At 66.9% G+C, this 18,715-nt stretch carries 18 protein-coding genes; 6 read left to right on the top strand and 12 right to left on the bottom strand.

Translation table 11 applies throughout. From position 1 onward, the window contains the following. The first annotated feature begins 4 nt into the window (after window positions 1-4). The 3 genes from AC5P67_RS09795 (at window position 5) to AC5P67_RS09785 (ending at window position 2,125) form a co-directional block, all read left to right on the top strand. A complete protein-coding gene (locus tag AC5P67_RS09795) occupies window positions 5-1,177 on the top strand; it encodes a low temperature requirement protein A (RefSeq protein ID WP_308310427.1) in 1,173 nt (390 codons plus the stop codon). A gap of 87 nt (window positions 1,178-1,264) precedes the next feature. Further along, the gene (locus tag AC5P67_RS09790) at window positions 1,265-1,699 is read left to right on the top strand and encodes an EamA family transporter (protein ID WP_012480385.1); all 435 of its coding nucleotides are present in this window, start codon (window positions 1,265-1,267) and stop codon (window positions 1,697-1,699) included. A gap of 33 nt (window positions 1,700-1,732) precedes the next feature. Then, entirely contained in the window at window positions 1,733-2,125 is a 393-nt protein-coding gene (locus AC5P67_RS09785; RefSeq protein WP_005409813.1) for a DUF3224 domain-containing protein, read from the top strand. On the opposite strand, the gene AC5P67_RS09780 is transcribed toward AC5P67_RS09785, so the two are convergent. The 7 genes from AC5P67_RS09780 to pip form a co-directional block, all read right to left on the bottom strand. Beyond that, a complete protein-coding gene (locus AC5P67_RS09780; RefSeq protein WP_012480383.1) occupies window positions 2,122-2,637 on the bottom strand; it encodes a DUF1697 domain-containing protein in 516 nt (171 codons plus the stop codon). The genes AC5P67_RS09785 and AC5P67_RS09780 overlap by 4 nt on opposite strands. Next, window positions 2,634-3,275, bottom strand: coding sequence for a response regulator transcription factor (locus tag AC5P67_RS09775; RefSeq protein WP_012480382.1), 642 nt, complete (start codon window positions 3,273-3,275; stop codon window positions 2,634-2,636). Before AC5P67_RS09775 ends, AC5P67_RS09780 begins: the two co-directional genes overlap by 4 nt. After that, on the bottom strand, window positions 3,268-4,323 hold the full coding sequence (locus AC5P67_RS09770; RefSeq protein ID WP_012480381.1) for a sensor histidine kinase: 1,056 nt from the start codon (window positions 4,321-4,323) through the stop codon (window positions 3,268-3,270). The genes AC5P67_RS09775 and AC5P67_RS09770 overlap by 8 nt, the downstream gene beginning before the upstream one ends. 312 nt (window positions 4,324-4,635) lie before the next feature. Continuing rightward, window positions 4,636-5,373 (bottom strand): MgtC/SapB family protein, encoded by a 738-nt coding sequence (locus AC5P67_RS09765; protein ID WP_049448085.1) that lies wholly within the window; start codon window positions 5,371-5,373, stop codon window positions 4,636-4,638. 31 nt (window positions 5,374-5,404) lie between these two features. Continuing rightward, window positions 5,405-8,164: a magnesium-translocating P-type ATPase gene (gene mgtA, locus AC5P67_RS09760; protein WP_099498295.1), complete on the bottom strand. Its 2,760-nt coding sequence runs from the start codon at window positions 8,162-8,164 to the stop codon at window positions 5,405-5,407. A gap of 63 nt (window positions 8,165-8,227) precedes the next feature. Beyond that, window positions 8,228-8,527 carry a hypothetical protein gene (locus AC5P67_RS09755; RefSeq protein WP_005409807.1) on the bottom strand — a complete coding sequence of 100 codons (300 nt, stop codon included), beginning with the start codon at window positions 8,525-8,527 and terminating at the stop codon, window positions 8,228-8,230. Window positions 8,528-8,951: 424 nt separating this feature from the next. Further along, window positions 8,952-9,899, bottom strand: a complete 948-nt coding sequence (gene pip / locus AC5P67_RS09750) for a prolyl aminopeptidase (RefSeq protein WP_043033599.1) — start codon at window positions 9,897-9,899, stop codon at window positions 8,952-8,954. A gap of 113 nt (window positions 9,900-10,012) precedes the next feature. On the opposite strand from pip, the gene AC5P67_RS09745 reads away from it, so the two are divergent. Beyond that, on the top strand, window positions 10,013-10,678 hold the full coding sequence (locus AC5P67_RS09745) for a TraX family protein (protein WP_005409805.1): 666 nt from the start codon (window positions 10,013-10,015) through the stop codon (window positions 10,676-10,678). 157 nt (window positions 10,679-10,835) lie between these two features. Here the strand turns inward: AC5P67_RS09745 and AC5P67_RS09740 are convergent, their stop codons facing one another. Further along, window positions 10,836-13,028 carry a TonB-dependent receptor gene (locus tag AC5P67_RS09740; RefSeq protein ID WP_495214628.1) on the bottom strand — a complete coding sequence of 731 codons (2,193 nt, stop codon included), beginning with the start codon at window positions 13,026-13,028 and terminating at the stop codon, window positions 10,836-10,838. A gap of 259 nt (window positions 13,029-13,287) precedes the next feature. Here AC5P67_RS09740 and AC5P67_RS09735 point away from each other — a divergent pair, with 259 nt between their 5' ends. Both AC5P67_RS09735 and AC5P67_RS09730 read left to right on the top strand, forming a co-directional pair. Then, window positions 13,288-13,872, top strand: coding sequence for a TetR/AcrR family transcriptional regulator (locus AC5P67_RS09735; protein ID WP_183153457.1), 585 nt, complete (start codon window positions 13,288-13,290; stop codon window positions 13,870-13,872). 104 nt (window positions 13,873-13,976) lie between these two features. Continuing rightward, window positions 13,977-15,065 (top strand): DNA glycosylase AlkZ-like family protein, encoded by a 1,089-nt coding sequence (locus AC5P67_RS09730; RefSeq protein ID WP_012480375.1) that lies wholly within the window; start codon window positions 13,977-13,979, stop codon window positions 15,063-15,065. A 96-nt stretch (window positions 15,066-15,161) separates the two neighbouring features. Here AC5P67_RS09730 and AC5P67_RS09725 read toward each other — a convergent pair whose 3' ends face one another. The 4 genes from AC5P67_RS09725 to AC5P67_RS09710 all read right to left on the bottom strand — a co-directional run bounded on the left by AC5P67_RS09725 (window position 15,162) and on the right by AC5P67_RS09710 (window position 18,553). Beyond that, on the bottom strand, window positions 15,162-16,088 hold the full coding sequence (locus AC5P67_RS09725; RefSeq protein ID WP_329754345.1) for an ABC transporter six-transmembrane domain-containing protein: 927 nt from the start codon (window positions 16,086-16,088) through the stop codon (window positions 15,162-15,164). Between the two features lie 155 nt (window positions 16,089-16,243). Further along, window positions 16,244-17,320, bottom strand: coding sequence for an ATP-binding protein (locus AC5P67_RS09720; RefSeq protein WP_329754346.1), 1,077 nt, complete (start codon window positions 17,318-17,320; stop codon window positions 16,244-16,246). A gap of 4 nt (window positions 17,321-17,324) precedes the next feature. Then, window positions 17,325-18,041 (bottom strand): response regulator, encoded by a 717-nt coding sequence (locus tag AC5P67_RS09715; protein WP_032963270.1) that lies wholly within the window; start codon window positions 18,039-18,041, stop codon window positions 17,325-17,327. A gap of 47 nt (window positions 18,042-18,088) precedes the next feature. Further along, window positions 18,089-18,553, bottom strand: coding sequence for a hypothetical protein (locus AC5P67_RS09710; RefSeq protein WP_049395962.1), 465 nt, complete (start codon window positions 18,551-18,553; stop codon window positions 18,089-18,091). Between the last annotated feature and the right edge of the window lie 162 nt (window positions 18,554-18,715).

Raw genomic sequence — 18,715 nt, 5'->3', positions numbered from 1 at the left:
GGCCATGAGCACACGACTGAGACTGCCTGCCCTGCGCCAGCGCGATGGGCACCACGCCCGCGTGACCTACGAAGAGCTGTTCTTTGATCTGGTCTACGTCTTTGCGGTTACCCAGCTCAGCCACCATCTGCTGCATCACCTGGACCTGGTCGGGGTGATGCAGACGCTGGTGCTGTGGTTCGCGGTCTGGTTGGGCTGGCAGTACGCCTGCTGGGTCAGCAACTGGTTCGATCCCGAGGCGCCACGCATCCGCAGCCTGCTGTTCGTCACCATGTTGCTGGCGCTGCTGATGTCCTCGTCCATTCCCGAGGCCTTCGCTGAACGCGCCTGGGTCTTCGCGGGGGCGTACGCCACCATGCAGGTCGGGCGCACGGCGTTCGTGCTGCTGGAGGTCGGTCGCAGCCATCCGTTGGCGCCCAATTTCCGACGCATGCTGGCGTGGGTGAGCGTGTCGGCCTGCTTCTGGCTGGCGGGCGCCGCCGCCGAGGGCAATCTGCGCCTGGCGTTGTGGGCGGTGGCGGTGGCCTGCGAATACATCTCGCCGATGTTCGGTTTCGCGTTTCCGGGCCTGGGCCGGTCGCACACCCGCGAGTGGACCATCGAAGGCGGGCACCTGGCCGAGCGTTGCCAGCTGTTCGTCATCGTCGCACTCGGCGAGACGCTGCTGGCTACCGGTGGCGTGCTCAGCGAGGTCGAGCAGTGGAGTGCTGCGGTGGTGTCTGCGGTGCTGGCCACCTTTGCCGGCACCATCGCCATGTGGTGGTTGTATTTCGGCATCTCCAGCCGCGATGCCACCGCGGCGATCACCCATTCCGAGGACCCCGGGCGGATGGGGGCCAACTTCCACTACGTGCATGCGCTGCTGATCGCCGGCATCATCGCCACCGCGGTCGGCAATGATCTGGTCATGGACCATCCTGGCGCAGCGGTGACCCCGGTCTACGCCACGGTGCTGGTAGCGGGGCCGTTGATCTATCTGCTGGGCAGCGCCTTGTACAAGCGCATTGTGTACGGGCGCGCCCCGTATTCGCATCTGATCGGTGCCGTGGCGCTGGTCGTGTTGGGCGTGGTCTTGCCGCACACCCATCTGCTGGCCGCTGGCTGGTTGACCAGTCCGGTGCTGCTGGCCGTGGGGTTGATGGATACGCGGTTGAAGCGTCGCCTGAAGCGGGCGTGATCCGCACGCGTCGCTGCCGTGCTTGCGCGGGCGGGCAATGGGAGTAGCGTGGGCAGTGGGTGCTCTGGGAACCGGGAGTGGCGCAGCATGCAGAACGTTCCGCAGTGGCTGGTCTGGGCCGGCCTGTCAGCCTGTTTCGCCGCGCTGACCGCGCTGTTCGCCAAGGTGGGCGTCAAGGGCGTCGACTCGGATCTGGCCATGGCCATCCGCACCCTGGTGGTGGCGGCGGTGATCCTGCCGCTGGTGGTGGTCACCGGCAAGTGGTCCAATCCGTTGCTGCTGCCCGGGCGCACGCAGCTGTTCCTGGTGCTGTCGGCGCTGGCCACGGGTGCGTCGTGGCTGTTCTACTTCCGCGCGCTGCAGAGTGGTGAGCTGGCCAAGGTGGCAGTGGTCGACAAATTCAGCGTGGGGCTGGTGATCGTGCTCGCCTATCTGTTGCTGGGTGAACGTCCGACCCTGCGGGAATGGAGCGGCATCGGCCTGGTGCTGGCCGGGGTGATCGTACTGGCGACGAAGAAGTAGCAGCGTTCAAACCCATCGACGAGGGAGAGCAGGATGCAGGGCGAAGCGCGCGGTACCTTTGAAGTGAACCTGCTGCCGATCAGTGGCAACGACGGCCCGATCGGGGTGATGTCGATCGACAAGGTCTTCCATGGTGACCTGCAGGGCAGCAGTGTCGGCCAGATGCTGGCCTTCCGCAGCCCGGTGCAGGGCTCGGCCGGCTACGTGGCGATGGAGCGGGTGACGGCCACGCTGGCCGGGCGCCACGGTGGGTTCACCCTGCAGCACAACGGCTTGATGACCCGTGGCACGCCGCAGCTGAGCGTGGTGGTGGTACCCGATTCCGGCAGCGACGGGCTGCTCGGCCTGGCCGGCACGCTGGAGATCACCATCAGCGAGGGCCGCCATGACTACCGGTTGCTCTACAGCCTTCCGGAAGAACCCTAGCGGAGTTCCGCTGCCATCGTCGCGAGCCGGGCGACGGTGTTGAGGTTGCGCGCCGTGCCCTGTGCCGCGCCGGGAATGCGCAGGCGCGAGTCGGCCATGCCGGCGCCGTAGTGGATGAAGATCTCGCGCGTGCCGAGTGCGAGCTGTTCGTCGCGCCGGCCGGTCACGCCGTCCAGCGGGTCGGCGGGCAGGCTGCCGTCGAGGAACAGGGCGACCACACGGTTGCCGGCCGCCTGCGCAAACGGATTGCGTGCCACCACGCCGGCAATCTCGTTGGCCGAGCGCACCAGCACGCCCACCGGCTTGCCGGCATAGGCCTGGAGCCGCTGGCCGAGGGCCTGGCGCACGCCTGTTTCGTCGAGCGAGCTGCGCAACACCACGTTGCCGCTGGCGATGTACGTGCGGACATCGGCGAAGCCTGCGTCCTCACACATCGCCACCAGTTCGCGCATCGGCAGCTTGCCGGTGCCGCCGACGTTGACCGCGCGCAGCAAGGCGACGTGGACGTTCATGGCGTCCCCGCCTGCAGGCGGTCATACATGCGTACCAGGTCAACCAGGGTGCGCGCGCCCATCTTGCGCATCACCTGCGCGCGGCGCACCTTCACCGTGATCTCGCTCACCCCGAGGTCGCCGGCGATCTGCTTGTTGAGCCGGCCGCGTACCACGCCATCGACCACCTCGCGCTCGCCGGCGTTGAGGGTGTCCCAGCGCAGTTGCAGCGCGCCGAGTGCCTCGCCGTCGCGGCGGCGCTGGCGGTCGATCTCGATGCCCTTGTGGATGGCATCGAGCAGCTCCTGGTCACGGAAGGGCTTGGTCAGGAACTCGATGGCACCGTCCTTGATCGCGTTGACGCCCATCGCGATGTCGCCGTGGCCGGTGATGAATACCACCGGCAGCTGCAGGCCGAGGCTGCCCATCGTGCGATGGAACTCCAGCCCACTCTGGCCGGGCATGCGCACGTCCAGCACCAGGCACGCTGGCGCGTCTTCCAGGTCGTGTTCGAGGAAGGCCTGGGTGGAGGTGAAGGCCCGCACCTGCAGGCCCATCGAGGCCAGCAGGTCTTCCAGTGCGGCGCGCACCGACGGGTCGTCGTCGACCACGTAGACGATGGGCGCTGGATCGATGGCTGGGGCAGCGGGCTTACGCATGTTGAACGTCCGAGGCAATGGGCAGGTCGAACACGAAGCAGGCACCGCCGCCTGCTGGTCGTTCGGCGCGGATCTGGCCGTCATTGGCTTCGATCATCGAACGGCTCAGGCTGAGGCCCAGGCCGAGCCCATGTGATTTGGTGGTCCAGAATGCATCGAATACTCGCTCGGGATGATCGGCGGGCAGGCCGACACCACGGTCGCGCACGCTGAGACTGACCCGCTGACCGTCACGCCGGGTCAGCAGCGACAGTCGCCGGTCCGCAGCAGGGACTGGCTCCATCGCGTCCACCGCATTGAGGATCAGGTTGCCGATCACCTGCTGCACCTGCACGCGGTCGGCGTGTACCGGCGGCAGGTCGGCGTCCAGCAGCAGCGCCACCGCCACGCCGTGCTGGTCCAGCTCGCTGCGCGACAGCGCCAGCATTTCCTCCACCGCCTGATTCAGGTCGAAGGCGCGTCGTTCCGGTGCCGCGCCCTGGGTCAGGCCGCGGATGCGGGCGATCACGTCACCGGCGCGGTGCGCGTCGGCCAGGATGCGGGCCACGGTCTGCCGGGCCTTGTCCACGTTCGGAGGGTCCTGTGCCAGCCAGCGCTGGCAGGCTTCGGCGCTGCTGGCGATGGCGGCCAGTGGCTGGTTGACTTCATGGGCGATGGAGGTGGTGAGCTCGCCTACGGTGGAGGCGCGTGCCACCCTGAGCAGGCGGCCCTGCGCTTCCTGCACGGCGGCCTTGGCCGCTTCCATGTTCAGGGCGAGATAGGTGGTGATGCCGATCACCAGCATGCCGATGACCGAATTGACCAGGCCGATGCGGTAGGTGCCGAAGCGGGTCAGGAAGAAGCTCAGTCCTGTCAGGGCGATGCAGGCGATGGCCAGGGTGATGAGCCCGCGCGCGCTCAGCACGCGCGACGCCGCGAGGATGACCGCTGCGTAGAAGCAGGCCGCAGCGACGGCGTAATCGGTGACGGTGTCGATCAGGAAGATCGCCGCCATCACGACGATCAGGGCCAGCAGCACCAGCGGGCGACGGGGCGACAGCGATGGCATCGGGACGGCTCCCTGACGTGGGGTGAAAGGATAGCAAAGCCGCCATCGGCAGATGCCGATCTTGGTCGGCAGGCTCTTGTGCTGTGGGTGCCGACCGTTGGTCGGCACAAGCCAGAACGATGCCTGGTAGTGCCGGCCGCTGGCCGGCAACTGCACGGTGTTGCCGGAGCTCATGAGGTTGCCGGCCAGCGGCCGGACTACCGCAGGGATGGACACGGTCTCTGAAGGTTCTGTGCCGACCAACGGTCGGCACCCACCAAAGCGATGCACGGTGCGTCCGGGGATCATGGGGTTGCCGGCCAGCGGCCGGCACTACTCCTCCAGGCTGGCGTTCCAGAACCCCTGCAGCACGCCGGGCGTGGTCGCCAGCGTCGCCAGTACCGCATCCAGTTCGCCGGCATCCACCGTGGTGGCATACAGCACCGCTTCGATCTCCACGTCGCGCTCGCCGAACGGGCGCTGGTCCACCGCGCGTACCGGGTACTGCGCCTGCTCAAGCAGCAGCAACAGCTGGTCCAGCACCTCGGCCTGCTGCTCGCGCTGGCAGACCACGTTGATCGCATAGGTCGCCTCGCTGAACGCTTCCGGCAGCGGCTGCCGCTGGATGCGGTTCACCACCGGCCGCAACAGGGTGTTGGCGGCCAGCACAAACACCGCAGCCAACACCGCCTCGGGCAGCAGCTTGATGCCGGCACAGGCGCCCACCGCCGCCGATCCCCACAGGGTGGCGGCGGTGTTCAGGCCGGACACCTGCGCACCGTCCTTCATGATCGCGCCGGCGCCGAGGAAGCCGACGCCGGAGATCACATAGGCCACCACATGCAGCGGCGAGGGTGGTCCGCCATACAGGTCATGGAAGCGCACGGCCAGGTCGACGAACACCGCCGCGCCCACCGCCACCAGCGTATTGGTACGCAGGCCGGCGGTGCGTTGGCGCAGCTGCCGTTCCAGGCCGATGGCCGTGCCCAGCACGAACGCCACCGACAGGCTGATCAGCGAACTCAGGGTTGCGCCGGCGTTGAACGCCGGCAGGTTCGGATTGATGTCCATTGTGATTCTCCCTGGACAAGGCGGCGGGCGCTTACTGCCAGCCGTAACGACGGATGTAGAACCGCTTCAGCGCAGTGGTCAGCACCGCATAGCCGAACAGGATCGCCACCAGGAACGGCCAGTAGCCGGCCGGCAGCGCCTGCAGCTTGAAGTAGCCGGCCAGCGGGCTCATCGGCAGGGCCACGCCAATGGCCATGATCAGGCCGGTCATCAGCAGCAGTGGAGGCGCGGCGATGCTCTGCAGGAACGGCAGCTTCGGCGTACGGATCATGTGCACGATCAGGGTCTGGGTGAGCAGGCCGACCACGAACCAGCCGGACTGGAACAGGCCCTGGTCGGCCGGCGTGCGCGCATCGAACACGTACCACATCAGCGCGAAACAGGTCAGGTCGAAGATCGAGCTGATCGGCCCGAAGAACACCATGAAGCGGCCGATGTCCGCCGGGTTCCACTTCAGTGGCTTGCGCACCAGCTCCTCGTCCACGTTGTCGAACGGGATGGCGATCTGCGAGATGTCGTACAGCAGATTCTGCACCAGCAGCTGCAGCGGCAGCATCGGCAGGAACGGCAGGAAGGCCGAGGCCACCAGCACCGAGAACACATTGCCGAAGTTGGAACTGGCGGTCATGCGGATGTATTTCAGCATGTTGTTGAACGTGCGCCGGCCCTGGATGACGCCTTCTTCCAGCACCATCAGGTTCTTTTCCAGCAGGATGATGTCGGCCGCCTCCTTGGCGATGTCCACCGCGCTGTCCACGCTGATGCCGATGTCGGCTGCGCGCAGCGCCGGTGCATCGTTGATGCCGTCGCCGAGGAAGCCGACCACCTTGCCCTGCGCGCGCAGCTCGCGTACCAGCCGCTCCTTGTGCAGCGGCGTCAGCCGGGCAAACACGCGATGGTGGTGCAGCGCCCGCGACAGCGCGCCGTCGTCCATGCGCTCGATCTGCGGGCCGGTCAGGATGGTGTCCGCGTCCAGCCCCACCTGTGCGCAGACACGGGCGGTCACCAGTTCGTTGTCGCCAGTGAAGACCTTGACCTCGACACCGTGTGCGGTCAGCGCCTGCAGCGCCTGCGCAGCGGACTCCTTCGGCGGGTCCAGGAAGGCCACGTAGCCGACCAGGGTCAGCCCGCACTCGTCCGCTTGCGAGTAGGCGCTCTGACTGGCCGCGGTCTCCTTCATCGCCACCGCCACCACGCGCAGGCCCTGCTCGTTCAGTTCCTCGGTGGTCTGCCGCACGCGGGCCAGGCGGTGCTCGTCCAGTGGCATGTCCTGGCCGTTCTCGCGAACGGTGCTGCACACCGCCAGCATCTCTTCCACCGCGCCCTTGCAGATCAGCTCATGGTGGTCCTCGCGCTCGGACACCACCACCGACATGCGGCGGCGCTCGAAATCGAACGGGATCTCATCCACCTTGTGGTAGTCCTGCGACAGCCGCAGCGAACTCTGCAGCTCCACGTGCTCCAGCACCGCGCGATCCAGGAGGTTGATCAGCCCGGTCTGGAAGTGGCTGTTGAGGTAAGCGAACTTCAGCACGTCTTCCGAATCGTGGCCGAACACATCGGTGTGACGCTCCAGTGCGATCCTATCCTGGGTGAGGGTGCCGGTCTTGTCGGTGCACAGCACTTCCATGGCGCCGAAGTTCTGGATCGCATCCAGGCGCTTGACGATCACCTTGCGCCGCGACAGCAGCACCGCACCCTTGGCCAGGGTGGAGGTGACGATCATCGGCAGCATCTCCGGCGTCAGGCCCACCGCCACCGACAGCGCGAACAGAAACGCCTCGGTCCAGTCACCCTTGGTCCAGCCGTTGATCAGCAGCACGAACGGCACCATCACCAGCGCGAAGCGGATCAGCAGCCAGCTGACACTGTTGACGCCGGCCTGGAATGCGGTCGGCGCACGGTCGGTGGCGGCGCTGCGCTGGGCCAACGTGCCGAAGTAGGTGCGGTTGCCGGTGGCCAGCACCACGGCGGTGGCCGTTCCGGACACCACATTGGTGCCCATGAACAGCAGGTTGTGCTGTTCCAGCAGGCCGGCCAGGCCGTCGCCCGGGTGCGCGAACTTCTCTACCGGCAGCGATTCGCCGGTCATCGCGGCCTGGGCGACGAACAGGTCCTTGGCGGTCAGCACGCGGCAATCGGCCGGAATCATGTCGCCTGCCGACAGCACGATGTGGTCGCCGGGCACCAGCTCACGGATCGGCAGGTCCAGCAGGCGCGCCGGACGGCGGCTGTGCAGGTGCGCACCGAAGTACTGGTCAGCCACATCGGCGGCTTCGGTACCCGGATTGCGGCGCAGCACGCGTGCGGTATTACCGACCAGTGCCTTCAGTCGTTCGGCGGCACGGTTCGAACGCCCCTCCTGCACGAAGCGGATCAGCGTGGACAGCAGCACCATCGCACCGATCACCACGGTGGCCTTGATGTCCTCGGTCAGCCAGGACACCGCCGCCAGCACGGTCAGCAGCAGATTGAACGGATTGCGGTAGCACTGCCACAGGTGCCGCCACCACGGCAGCGGCTTTTCGTGATCCACCTCGTTGGGGCCAAGCGTGGCCAGCCGTTCCTCGGCCTCATGCGGGCTGAGGCCGTCGGCGTGCGATTCCAGCGTGGCCAGCAGCTCGGCTTCCTCCTGCTGGGCGAGGGTGACCAGGCCGGTGGTAAGCGCGAACGGCGCAGCTTCGGCGCTGCCCGGGCCGAATCCAGCTTCGGGCATCGCACGGCGGCGGAACAGGTTGCCTGCGCGACGGCTGCGCAGGAAGGCATTGAACCAGGCGTTGAGCAGGCTCATGGGACTCTCCTCGAATGTCAGAGCCGGCCGCGGCCGGAACACGAACGGAACGGTTGGAACAGGTCAGGCGTGGCGCATCGCCAGCACCGCCGGCGACCACGGCTGCATGTGCAGGCGCTGGCTGCCGCCGATGCACAGCGGCTTCATGGCATCGCGCAGGGGGTAGGGCAGATGACGCAGCACGGTGATGCGCTCGCTGATCGGCAGCAGCGACAGCGCATCGGCCACCACGCGCGGCGAACCGAGCGACAGCGAACGGGCGAACATCACGGGGCCGTGTTGCAACAGTTGGCTGCGCAGGCCGGCAACATCGCGCTCGCCGATCAGGCGGCGCAGGGTGATGTAGAGGATCTTGTAGGACATGGGGGCGATCTCCAGGCAAGCGGCGCCTGGCGGTCCCCCGTCACTCAGGCAGGCAGGGACCGGCGGGCAGGCGCCAGGAACAGGCGGATTGCGGGCATCGGGGGCGCGGTGCGCCCGGCAGGGTCGGGGTCCATCTGCGTCTCCAGGAGGGGAGGGTGCCGGCCAGGATTGCCCTGGCCAATGGCGCTATTGTCCGCCCCTGAATGGGGCTGGCCTAGAGGCTCGTGGGTTAGCTGGGCTATACCTTGGTATTGCCGGGTGGTGTGACTGGCACCTGATACCCGGCCCCGTAGAGTCGACTGTGAATCGACTATCGCGCGCAGCGCGGGCCTCGAAGCAGTGTCGCCAACTGCAGTCGACTCACAGTCGACGCTACTACCTCGCACGGTGGGATGCCGGCCAGCGGCCGGCACTACCCACCTGTTCAGAAGCGGTCGGCAAAGGCATCTGTCGCGCGCACGAGCGCATCGACCGTGGCCGGCTCGTTGGCGCTGTGGCCGGAGGTCACCATCTCCAGGCGCGCTTCCGGCCACGCCTTGGCCAGGTCCCACGCGCTGCGCGGCGGACAGATGATGTCGTAGCGTCCCTGCACGATCACGCCGGGCAGGTGGCGGATGCGATCAATGTTGCGCAGCAGCTGGTCCGGTTCCAGGAAGATGCCGTTGCGGAAGTAGTGCGCTTCGATGCGGGCCTTGGCCAGCGTATCCAGCGGATCATCGGTGGATTGCGCATCCACGTCGTGCTGCAGGGTGGCGGCGTTGTCTTCCCAGCCCAGCCAGGCCTGCGCGGCTTCGACGCGGGTTGCCTCATCCGGGCCATCCATGCGCGTCCAGTAGGCCGCAATCATGTCGCCACGTTCGGCGTGCGGAATATAGGCCTGATAGCGGTCCCAGCGCTCCGGGAAGATCCAGCGCGCACCCCCATCGGCCTCGGCGAACCAGCGGTTCTCCATTTCGCGGCCGAGGAACACGCCACGCACGATCAGGCCGGTGGCGCGCTCGGGATGCGCCTGCGCGTAGGCCAGTGACAGGGTCGAACCCCAGGAGCCGCCATAGACCAGCCAGCGTTCGATGCCCAGATGCTCACGCACCTTCTCGATATCGGCCACCAGGTCCTGCGTAGTGTTGTCGCGCAGCTCGCCGAACGGCGTGGAACGGCCGCTGCCGCGCTGGTCGATCAACACGATGCGGTAGCGCGTCGGGTCGAAGAAGCGGCGATGGGTCGGCGAGATACCGGCGCCCGGGCCGCCGTGCAGGTACACCACCGGAATGCCCTCGGGCGTGCCGCACTCTTCTACATGTAGCGTGTGCAGATCGCTCACCTTCAGGGTGAACTCGCGGTAGGGTTCGATGGCGGGGTACAGGGTGCGCATGGCGGGCATCTCACAAGCAGGGTGGCCAGCATAGCGCCGCCACCTGCGGCTTGCAGCGGTGGCCTCCTGCGCGGCGCTGGAAATGCGCTGGCCGATGCGCATAAGCTTCCGCGATGCAAGCGACCACGACCGGGACGTCCACGTTCAACCTCACCCTCGGCAGCGGCGCGCGCGAGCTGCTGAAGTGGATCGCGCTGCTGGCCATGACCGGCGACCACGTGGCCAAGGTGGTCTTCGGGGGCTACGTGCCGGTGGTCAGCGAACTGGGGCGTATCGCCTTCCCGCTGTTCGCGCTGGTGATGGCCTGCAACCTGGCCCAGCCGGGCGCCGACCTGCGCAAATCGATCCGCCGGCTGGCGCTATGGGGGCTGATTGCGCAGCCATTGCACGCACTGGCGTTCGGTTCCTGGCTGCCGCTCAACATCCTGCTCACCTTCACCTTGGCAGTGGTGGCCGTGCATGCGTTTGCGAACAATCGGCCTGTGCTGCTGTTGCTGGCTGCCGGCGTGCTGCCGATGTTCGTGGACTACCAGTGGGCCGGTGTTGGCGCTGTGCTGCTGGCCTGGATCGCGTTCCGGCATCGGGCGTGGTGGCTGTTGCTGGTTGGGCTTGCAGCGGTGTGCGGGGTCAACCACAACGGCTGGGCACTGCTGGCTGTTCCGGTGGTCGTGCTGGCGACGCGGGTGCCGTGGCGACTGCCGCGCTGGCGCTGGGTGTTCTATGGGTACTACGTGGGGCATCTGGCGGTGCTGGCGGTGGTGGCGCGCGTGCTTTCGTGATCAGTGCGTGCGTGGTCGTGCCTTGTGTCGGTAGATCCACGCCAGGCGTGGATGCGTTTGGCGGATCACCATGGAACCCAGCCAGGCATGGCCTGGCTCTACAGTTTCCGGCAGATCCACGCCATGCGTGGATCCCGTTGACAGTTTGTCGCCCGGCTCAGAAGTCCATCGTCGCAGAGAGCAACACCGTCCTCGGTGCACCCAGCGCCAGGCTTGAAAGCAACGGCATGCCCCAGTACGCCTTGTTGGTCACGTTGTTCACGCTGGCGCGCAGCGCAAGCGGTCGACCCGCCACGGTGGTGCTGTAGCGCGCCCCGACATCGAACAACGTACGCCCCGGCACCGACAGACTATTGTCGGCACTGATGTACTGCTTCGACATCGCCGTGGCATTGCCGGTCAAGGTGAGGCCCTGCAAGGTCGGCACATCCCATTCCATGCCCAGCTTGGCCTGCCGCTGCGCCACGGCGGTGGCTATGCGTCCTTCATTCACGCCGCCGGCCGTGCGGGTCAGCTTCGGCTGCACATAGGCCACGCCACCGAGCAGGCGCACGCCGTCCATCGGTGCGCCGAAGAAGCCCCATTCCACCCCGCGGTTACGTTGTTCGCTACCAAGCGAGAAGATGTTCGTGATCGGATCGGTGTAGCTGCTCGGTCGCTTGATCTCGTACACGCTGAAGGTGTGCGCGAAGCTGCCCAGGTCCAGCTTCAGGCCCAGCTCCTTCTGCTTGGTGCGGAACGGTGCGAACACATCGCCGGCGTTGGCTGCGGTCATCGGCGCGGTAGCACCCTGGCTGAGGCCTTCGACGTAGTTGGTGTAGAGGGAGAGCGTGTCGGTGGCCTTCACCAGCAATGCAGCCGCAGGGGTGGTCGCGCTCTTGTCGTAGCGCGAGGTGCGCGCACTGGTAGCGACGCTGAAGGTCTCGCTGACCACCTGCTGGCGACGCACACCCAGCGTCAACTGCACGCGGTCATCGGAGAAGGACAGGGTGTTGGCGAAGCCGAGGCTGTCCAGCGTCAGCCCGGTATGCGAGATGTGCGGTGCCATGAACGGCGCGGCCGGTCCCCACACCGGGTTGTACAGATTGGTGGTCCAGTCCCAGCCGGGTACGCTGCGCCGGCCGTAGTCGTTCTGGGTGTGCTGGTAGTGGGTCACGTTGGCGGCCCACTGGTGGCCGACGCTGCCGGTGTGGAAGGAACCGCGCAGGCCGGCATCTCCGGACTGCTTCTTGATGTCGAAGGCGAGCTGGCCGATCACCGTGGTGAAGTCGCCAGCCGGATTGAGGATCTGCGCGCTGATCGAACCGTTGTAGCGGTAGTCGGTCTTGCTGGTGCCGTAGGCCAGATAGGCCATCAGGCTATCGTTGATATCCAGTTCGCCGCGCAGCATTGCGCCCTTGTCCTGGCTGTCCACGTAGGCCCAGTCCGGGTTGATCAGCGTATCGCCACGCGGCGGCCGCGGAATGGCCACGCCCGGTGCCAGGCCGACGCCACGTGCCGGGCCGTCCACGCGATCGTCGGCGCTGTACAGATCGGCCGACAGCCGCGCACGTTCGCCGCGCCAGTCCAGTGCCAGCGAACCGAGCTGTACCTTCTTGCGCTGCTTGCCGACGGCGCCGTCACCATCACGGTAGGCAAAGTTGAAGCGGATGCCGAACTGCTTGTCGGCACCGAGGCGGCGACCCATATCCACATGGGTGCCGAACTGCGCGTCGGAGGCGAAGTTGGCACTGACCCGCAGCAATGGCAGCTCACCCGCACGCTTGGGCACCAGGTTGACGCTGCCACCGACCGAGCCGCCCGGCGGCATGCCGTTGAGCAGCGCAGACGGTCCCTTCAGCACCTCGATGCGCTCGAACATTTCCGGCGAGGTGCGGTAGTAGGGCGCCATGCCGCTGAGGCCATTGAACGTGGTGTCGCTGGTGTTGGAGGCAAAGCCTCGGATCGCGTAGTTCTCGCTCCACGCACCGGTGACGCCGTTGCTGAACACCGTAGGGTCGGTGGCGGCGATGACGTCGGTCAGGTCCTTGGCCTGGCGATCACGGATGAAGGACTCGGTGTAGCTGACCGTACTGAACGGCGTGTCCATGAAGTCCTTGTCGCCGAGCAGGCCGACGCGGCTGCCGGCGGCCACTTGCCCGCCCGCATAGTCCGCAGTGACCCGGCGCTGTTCCTGCACCTGCACCGAGGGCAGGGTGGACGGTGCAGTGTCGGCCAGGGCGGCAAACGAGGCCAGCAGCCCTAACGCCAAGGCGGACACCCGATAACGCAGGTGCATGCCCGGCGGATGCATCAGGCCTGAGAATGCGGCAGCACGATGCTGTGCAGAAGTGAAGTTGTAAACGGTCATGCCAGAGTCCTGTGAATCGCAGGCGCGAGCGCGCCTGGCGCGCTGCCGACGGCAAGCACGGGGAGAGGGCGCAGCGCAGGGTTGTTGGCTGGGTGGGGACCTGGCGGGAGGTGAGCCATGGGCTCGATCACGGGCAGCGTGCTGGACGCCTTCCGAATTAGTTGAGTAAGTTAAACTAAATCAATCGAAGCGGACAAGAGGGTCCCTTTACTGGCACCCTCAGCAGGGTATGGACGCGCACCGTAAGAGCAGGCACCGTATGAGCACGCACCCCGATCCAACGGCGCCGAGCCGTGGCCGCCCGCCCACCATCACCCCGGAGCGCCTGGCCGACATCGGCATCCGTCTGGGCCTGCCCAACCTGACCATGGCCAACGTGGCCGCCGAACTGGCGGTGACCCAGGCAGCGCTGTACAAGCGCGTAGCCAACTTGGAGGCGTTGAAGCGCCTGGTGGCGGAGGCGGTGTTCCAGCGCTGGCAGATTCCTCGCGCGTCGGTCGACGCACCGGGTGGGCTGGAGGCCTACCTGATGGGGTTCGTGCAGTCACTGTGCGAAGTGGTGAAGGCGCATCCCGGGCTACCGCCCTACCTGCTGCGGCGCACGGTGGCGACCGCGCCGATGCGGGAAAAGATCGCATCGCACCAGGCGCACGTGGCCGAGGTGTTCGGCCTGCCGGTGGACAAGGCGCGCTGGCTGCTGGCCACGATCGCGTTCTACTGCATCGCCGGCGCCGACACGATCTACGCGATTGCGGACGACGAGGAGGGGCAGGTGATCACCGAGTTCAAGCAGGGCATGCGGGCGTTGGTGATCGGTTCGCTGGAGGTATCGCGGCTTCGGTAGATCCACGCCATGAGTGGATGATCGTGGCCGTTCACCATGACGCCAGCCAGGCATGGCCTGGCTCTACTGGACGGATCGCGTAGTGTCGAGAATACAATGCGGCTATGCCTGCCACGCCCACTCTCGATGATCTTCGCCGCTACGCGGTGGCGCGCACCCTGTTCAAGCCGACCACGCTGCTGACCGCGATCCGGCGGCTGGGCTTCGTGCAGGCCGACCCGATCCGGGCACCCGCTCGCGCGCAGGACCTGACCCTGCGCCACCGGGTGAAGGACTACCGCGCGGGCGATCTTGAGCGCCGCTACACGCGTCTGCCGGTGGAAGAGGATTGCCTGGTGAACTACGGCTTCCTGCCGCGCGAGCATCTGGCGCTGATGCACCCACGGGTTTCCAAGCGCGAGTGGGATGCCGAGACCCATCGCCGTGCGGCCGATGTGCTGGCCTTTGTGCGCGAGCGTGGCAGCGTGCACCCACGCGAGGTCGACCAGGCGTTCGCGCATGGGCGGGTGACCAACTACTGGGGCGGCACCAGCAATGCCAGTACCCATCTGCTGGACGGCATGCACTACCGCGGCCTGCTGCGCGTGCAACGGCGCGACAGCGGTACGCGCATCTACGCGGTGGCCGATCATGCCGAGCCCGATTCCAGCGAACAGGCGCAGATCGAACGTGCTGCCGCCCTGATCGATCTGGTGGTGCGCAAGTACGCACCGCTGCCTTCGGCCGGCCTGACCTATCTGGTGCGCCTGCTGGGCCATGGCGCTCCGCACCTGGCCGAGCAGACCCGCAAGGCATTGGCACTGGCCAAGCAGCAGCTGGCCAGCTGCACGTTGGAGGGCACCACCTGGTACTGGCCGGCGGACGAAAATCCGCGCTCGCGCCGCCATGCGCCGGACGAACAGGTGCGCCTGCTGGCGCCGTTCGATCCGGTGGTGTGGGACCGCCGCCGTTTCGAGTTGCTGTGGGATTGGGTGTACAAGTTCGAGGCGTACACGCCTGCACCGAAGCGCCAGTATGGCTACTACGCACTGCCGGTGTTGTGGCACGACCAGGTGGTGGGCTGGGCCAACCTGAGCATGCGCGAAGGTGAGTTGGTGTCGAACGTGGGCTATGCCGGCAAGTCGCTGGCCCGCGACAAGGTATTTCGTGGCGCGCTGGACGACGAGCTGCAGCGCATGGCGGAGTTCCTGTAGCGCCGAGCGGCGCATGGGTAGCCATCGCGCCCGGTAGTCGCCAACCTTGGTTGGCGCTGGCTTCCATCGGTGCCCACCAAGGTGGGCATCTACCGGTCAAGCGGCGTCCTTGTGGTCCGCATCGTCCATGCCGGGGCTGACTCGCCGGCCGATGTCCTTCAGCCGCGCGAGCTGATCCACCATCGACGGTGCATCGTCCAGGCTGCCGGCGAAAGTCCACAGATAGGTCATCACCGCATAGACGTGACCGGGGGTAACGCCATCGGTGGTGGCAAGGCGGCCGATGGTCAGTGCGAACAGGGCCGCTGCCGTCGCGCCGACGGCCAGCACGGCGCCGGCTTCGCGATCGGAGAGCAGGATGCGCAGGCGTGACAGCGTGGTGTAGTGACGGCGCAAAACCGAGGGACTGACCCGGTCCACCAGTCGGATTTCCTGTTCCAGGCGGTTGTTGAGGCGCCCATGCAACTGCTCGTTGCGACGCGCGAACGACGGCAGCAGCAGGAGAGCACCGAACAGCGCGAGGAGGGCGGCACCCCCGACCAGCGGTTCAATTGCGAGCAGCATGACCGCAGCGCCAAACATGGATACCAGTGCGGTGGCGATGATCGGCACGTGCTTTTCGAAGAAGTCGACGAACTCGCGGGCCAGAACGACGCGGGCCGCCGAAGTGGAGGTCGCCTGGCCCAGGCGGCGCTGCGCCTGCACCACGCTCACTGCCAGATCGGCATAGATGCGGGTAAACGTCCGGGTATCGACCGCACGGCGGGCGGCACCGACCAACCAGAACAGCAGCACCACGCCGGCGTAGGAGATGGCATGGCCGATGTTGCCGCGGATGATGGCATCCACGGCGAAGCCGGCGAACAGCGGATAGGCCAGCAGCAGCGCGTTTTCCAGTGCCACCAGCGAGAACGTGCCGGTGAGCTGCCAGGGGTAGGTGCGCAGGATGGCCTTCAGGGTGGCGGCCGCATTCTGCTGGCCGATGCTGCCGGCGGCGGCCGCTGGATCGTGGGGGTGTTTCATGGAATGCCTGGGTGGGTCGGGGGTAGAGTCGACTGTTGGTCGACTGCTCTTTGCGAACTGCTGGAAGAACCCGCGCTTGCGCGCGCAAGTCGCCTGACAGTCGACTCTACCCAGGCAGTTCCGGCATTTCGGGCTTTCCAGGGCAGCGATGGCCCTCAACGATGCGCGTGCACCGGCCAGCGGATCTCGAACGCGCTACCACCGCGTTCGGTCGCCCTGCATCGCGCCGTTCCGTGATGGGCCACGGCAATCGCGCGCACCACCGCCAGGCCAAGCCCGGAGCCACCGCTCTGCCGTGAGCGCGACACATCGGTGCGCTGGAAGGCTTCGAAAATGCTGTCGCGCAGGTCGTCCGGCACACCGGGGCCACCATCCTCAACGGTCACGGTGCAATGGCCTTCGGCCAGCGTGACGCGAACCCGGAGGGGGCAGGGGATGGCATGGCGTCGTGCATTCTCCAGCAGCGCCAGCACCGCCTGGCGGATGCGTGCCGGATCGCAGTCGGCAAGCGACGGCCGTGCATCCAATGTCACCGAGAATCCACTCTCGGTCAGCGCCTCGGACATCGCTTCGACCACCGCCGCCACCTGCACGCTGACATCGCTGCGCTGCAGGCGCAGATCCAGGTGACCGCTTTCGGCAAGGCTCACCACGCGCAGGTCTTCGATGATGCGGGTCAGGCCCTCCAGCTGGGTGAGCATGCTGTTGAACTGCTCCGGCCCGGGCTCGAACACGCCTTCGGCGATGCCCTGCAGGCGGCCGCGCAGGATGGTCATCGGCGTGCGCAGTTCGTGTGCGATCGCTGCATTCCAGAACACGCGGTTCTCGGACATCCGGCTGAGCCGCTCGGCCATGGAGTTGAAGTCGCTGACCAGTGTGGCGGCCTCGGCCATCGAGGTGTCGCCGCCGCGCGCACGCGCCTCAAGATCACCGCTGGCGACGCGACGCAGGCTTTCGGCCACCGAGTTCAGCGGGGTGATGATGCGCCGGGTCAGGCGCGAGGCGATCAACGTGGCCAGTGCCACCACCACGGTGGCGGTCAGGCCGATCCACAGCCACTCCAGCCCTGACGGCATGATGGTTTCCGGCTCGTCATACCAGCGTGGATAGAACACCTCCATGAGGTAATAGAACAGGTAGAAACCGCTGATCGACAGTACGGTCGAGCACAGCGATGCGACCGTGATGGATAGCGTGATCTGGCGCCCGATGCTCTTGCCTTTGCGGTTCATCGGTTCAGTCCAGGAAGCGGTAGCCGACACCGCGGATGGTGGCGGGAATGCCGATGATGCCGACGTCCTCGAGCTTGCGGCGCAGCTTGCTGACGTGGCTGTCCACGGTGCGCTCCTGCGCATCGCCTTCCGGCAGGCAGGTCTGGAGAAGATCCAGCCGGCTGTGCACCATGCGCGGTGCGCGCGCCATGTGCACCAGCAGACGGAACTCGGTGAGTGTGAAATTCAAAGCATGCACGTGGTCATCGGTGCGCACGGTGACCTCATGGCTGCGCAGGTCGATCTCGAATGGCCCCTGCCGGATCAGCCCGTTGGGTTCTTCTGCCATGGGCTTCGCGCTACGGCGCAGCACCGCCTGGATGCGGGCGACGATCTCGGCCGGATTGAACGGCTTGGCCACATAGTCGTCGGCGCCGACGCGCAGGCCAGTGAGCTTGTCCACGTCCTGGTCCAGTGCGGTGAGCATGATCACCGGGGTGTTGCCGCGCCGGCGCAGCTCACTCAGGACCTGCCAGCCATCCAACTTCGGCATCTGCACGTCGAGCAGGACCAGGTCGGGGCGCAGCTGGCGGTGGCTGGCGAGGGCGGCTTCGCCATCGGCGGCGCGGGCGCTGCGCAACCCGGAGCGGGCCAGGTAGGCGCCGAGAATGTCAGCAATTTCGCCTTCATCCTCGGCAATCAGCACCAGGGGCGCCTGGTGCGTGCGTGCATCGGTCTTCATTGAACGCTGCAGTTTCCAGTGCGAGATGGGGAGTGCCGGCGGCGGTGTCATCGTGGCCGTTCCAGGGTCTGTGCTTCTTCGTGGGCGGCCCAGGCGAGGGTGGCCAGCACCAGCGTGTGCTGCAGGGCGGGCGCCAGCGTTGCGGTCCCGCGCAGGTGCTGTGCGAGCAGGGCCGATACGGCCGCAGGCAGCTTGCTCCACCGTGATTGCATGCCCGTTGCGTCCACCCGGTCCTGCAAGCGGCGGGCCATGCGGACCAGGGCCCACAGGCGCAGGGCAAGCAACGTCGCCACCAGGACCGCTGCTATCCCTGCAGGCATGAGACTCAGGCCAGCGCTGGAGGCGGACCAGGCCGCGAAGCCGATCAGCACGAGCGACGCCAGGGTGCCCGTGCGCGCCGAATGGGCGGGGCCTTCGCTGCGGAAGCACACAAGCGCGGCGGCACCGGCGCCCGCGAGCAGGGGCGGCGCCGGGTTCGCGCTGGCAAGCATCCAGGCGCTGGTCGACGCCATTACCAGTGCAAGCAGCCACGGCGAAGGCGCGCACCAGGCGAGGTAGGCGCGGCGAACATCGATGGGAGGCAGGTCAGGAAACGGGAGGGACACGGCGGGAACGCAGTCGGCGAGGCCGACAAGGCTAGGGGCCGTTGATGGAGACTTGGTCGAGATTGTGTC

Source organism: Stenotrophomonas sp. YJH_SMC_21, from assembly GCF_059369555.1.
This window is presented reverse-complemented; position numbering and strand designations above follow the sequence as displayed.

Excerpts from the sequence above, each read along its gene's own strand:
- AC5P67_RS09725 (WP_329754345.1), bottom strand. The coding sequence starts at position 16,088 with ATGAAACACCCCCACGATCCAGCGGCCGCCGCCGGCAGCATCGGCCAG.
- AC5P67_RS09740 (WP_495214628.1), bottom strand. The coding sequence starts at position 13,028 with ATGACCGTTTACAACTTCACTTCTGCACAGCATCGTGCTGCCGCATTC.
- mgtA (WP_099498295.1), bottom strand. The coding sequence starts at position 8,164 with ATGAGCCTGCTCAACGCCTGGTTCAATGCCTTCCTGCGCAGCCGTCGC.
- AC5P67_RS09790 (WP_012480385.1), top strand. The coding sequence starts at position 1,265 with ATGCAGAACGTTCCGCAGTGGCTGGTCTGGGCCGGCCTGTCAGCCTGT.
- AC5P67_RS09780 (WP_012480383.1), bottom strand. The coding sequence starts at position 2,637 with ATGAACGTCCACGTCGCCTTGCTGCGCGCGGTCAACGTCGGCGGCACC.
- AC5P67_RS09730 (WP_012480375.1), top strand. The coding sequence starts at position 13,977 with ATGCCTGCCACGCCCACTCTCGATGATCTTCGCCGCTACGCGGTGGCG.
- AC5P67_RS09770 (WP_012480381.1), bottom strand. The coding sequence starts at position 4,323 with ATGCCATCGCTGTCGCCCCGTCGCCCGCTGGTGCTGCTGGCCCTGATC.
- AC5P67_RS09795 (WP_308310427.1), top strand. The coding sequence starts at position 5 with ATGAGCACACGACTGAGACTGCCTGCCCTGCGCCAGCGCGATGGGCAC.
- AC5P67_RS09710 (WP_049395962.1), bottom strand. The coding sequence starts at position 18,553 with ATGGCGTCGACCAGCGCCTGGATGCTTGCCAGCGCGAACCCGGCGCCG.
- AC5P67_RS09715 (WP_032963270.1), bottom strand. The coding sequence starts at position 18,041 with ATGAAGACCGATGCACGCACGCACCAGGCGCCCCTGGTGCTGATTGCC.
- AC5P67_RS09720 (WP_329754346.1), bottom strand. The coding sequence starts at position 17,320 with ATGAACCGCAAAGGCAAGAGCATCGGGCGCCAGATCACGCTATCCATC.
- AC5P67_RS09785 (WP_005409813.1), top strand. The coding sequence starts at position 1,733 with ATGCAGGGCGAAGCGCGCGGTACCTTTGAAGTGAACCTGCTGCCGATC.
- AC5P67_RS09775 (WP_012480382.1), bottom strand. The coding sequence starts at position 3,275 with ATGCGTAAGCCCGCTGCCCCAGCCATCGATCCAGCGCCCATCGTCTAC.
- AC5P67_RS09765 (WP_049448085.1), bottom strand. The coding sequence starts at position 5,373 with ATGGACATCAATCCGAACCTGCCGGCGTTCAACGCCGGCGCAACCCTG.
- AC5P67_RS09735 (WP_183153457.1), top strand. The coding sequence starts at position 13,288 with ATGAGCACGCACCCCGATCCAACGGCGCCGAGCCGTGGCCGCCCGCCC.
- AC5P67_RS09755 (WP_005409807.1), bottom strand. The coding sequence starts at position 8,527 with ATGTCCTACAAGATCCTCTACATCACCCTGCGCCGCCTGATCGGCGAG.
- pip (WP_043033599.1), bottom strand. The coding sequence starts at position 9,899 with ATGCGCACCCTGTACCCCGCCATCGAACCCTACCGCGAGTTCACCCTG.
- AC5P67_RS09745 (WP_005409805.1), top strand. The coding sequence starts at position 10,013 with ATGCAAGCGACCACGACCGGGACGTCCACGTTCAACCTCACCCTCGGC.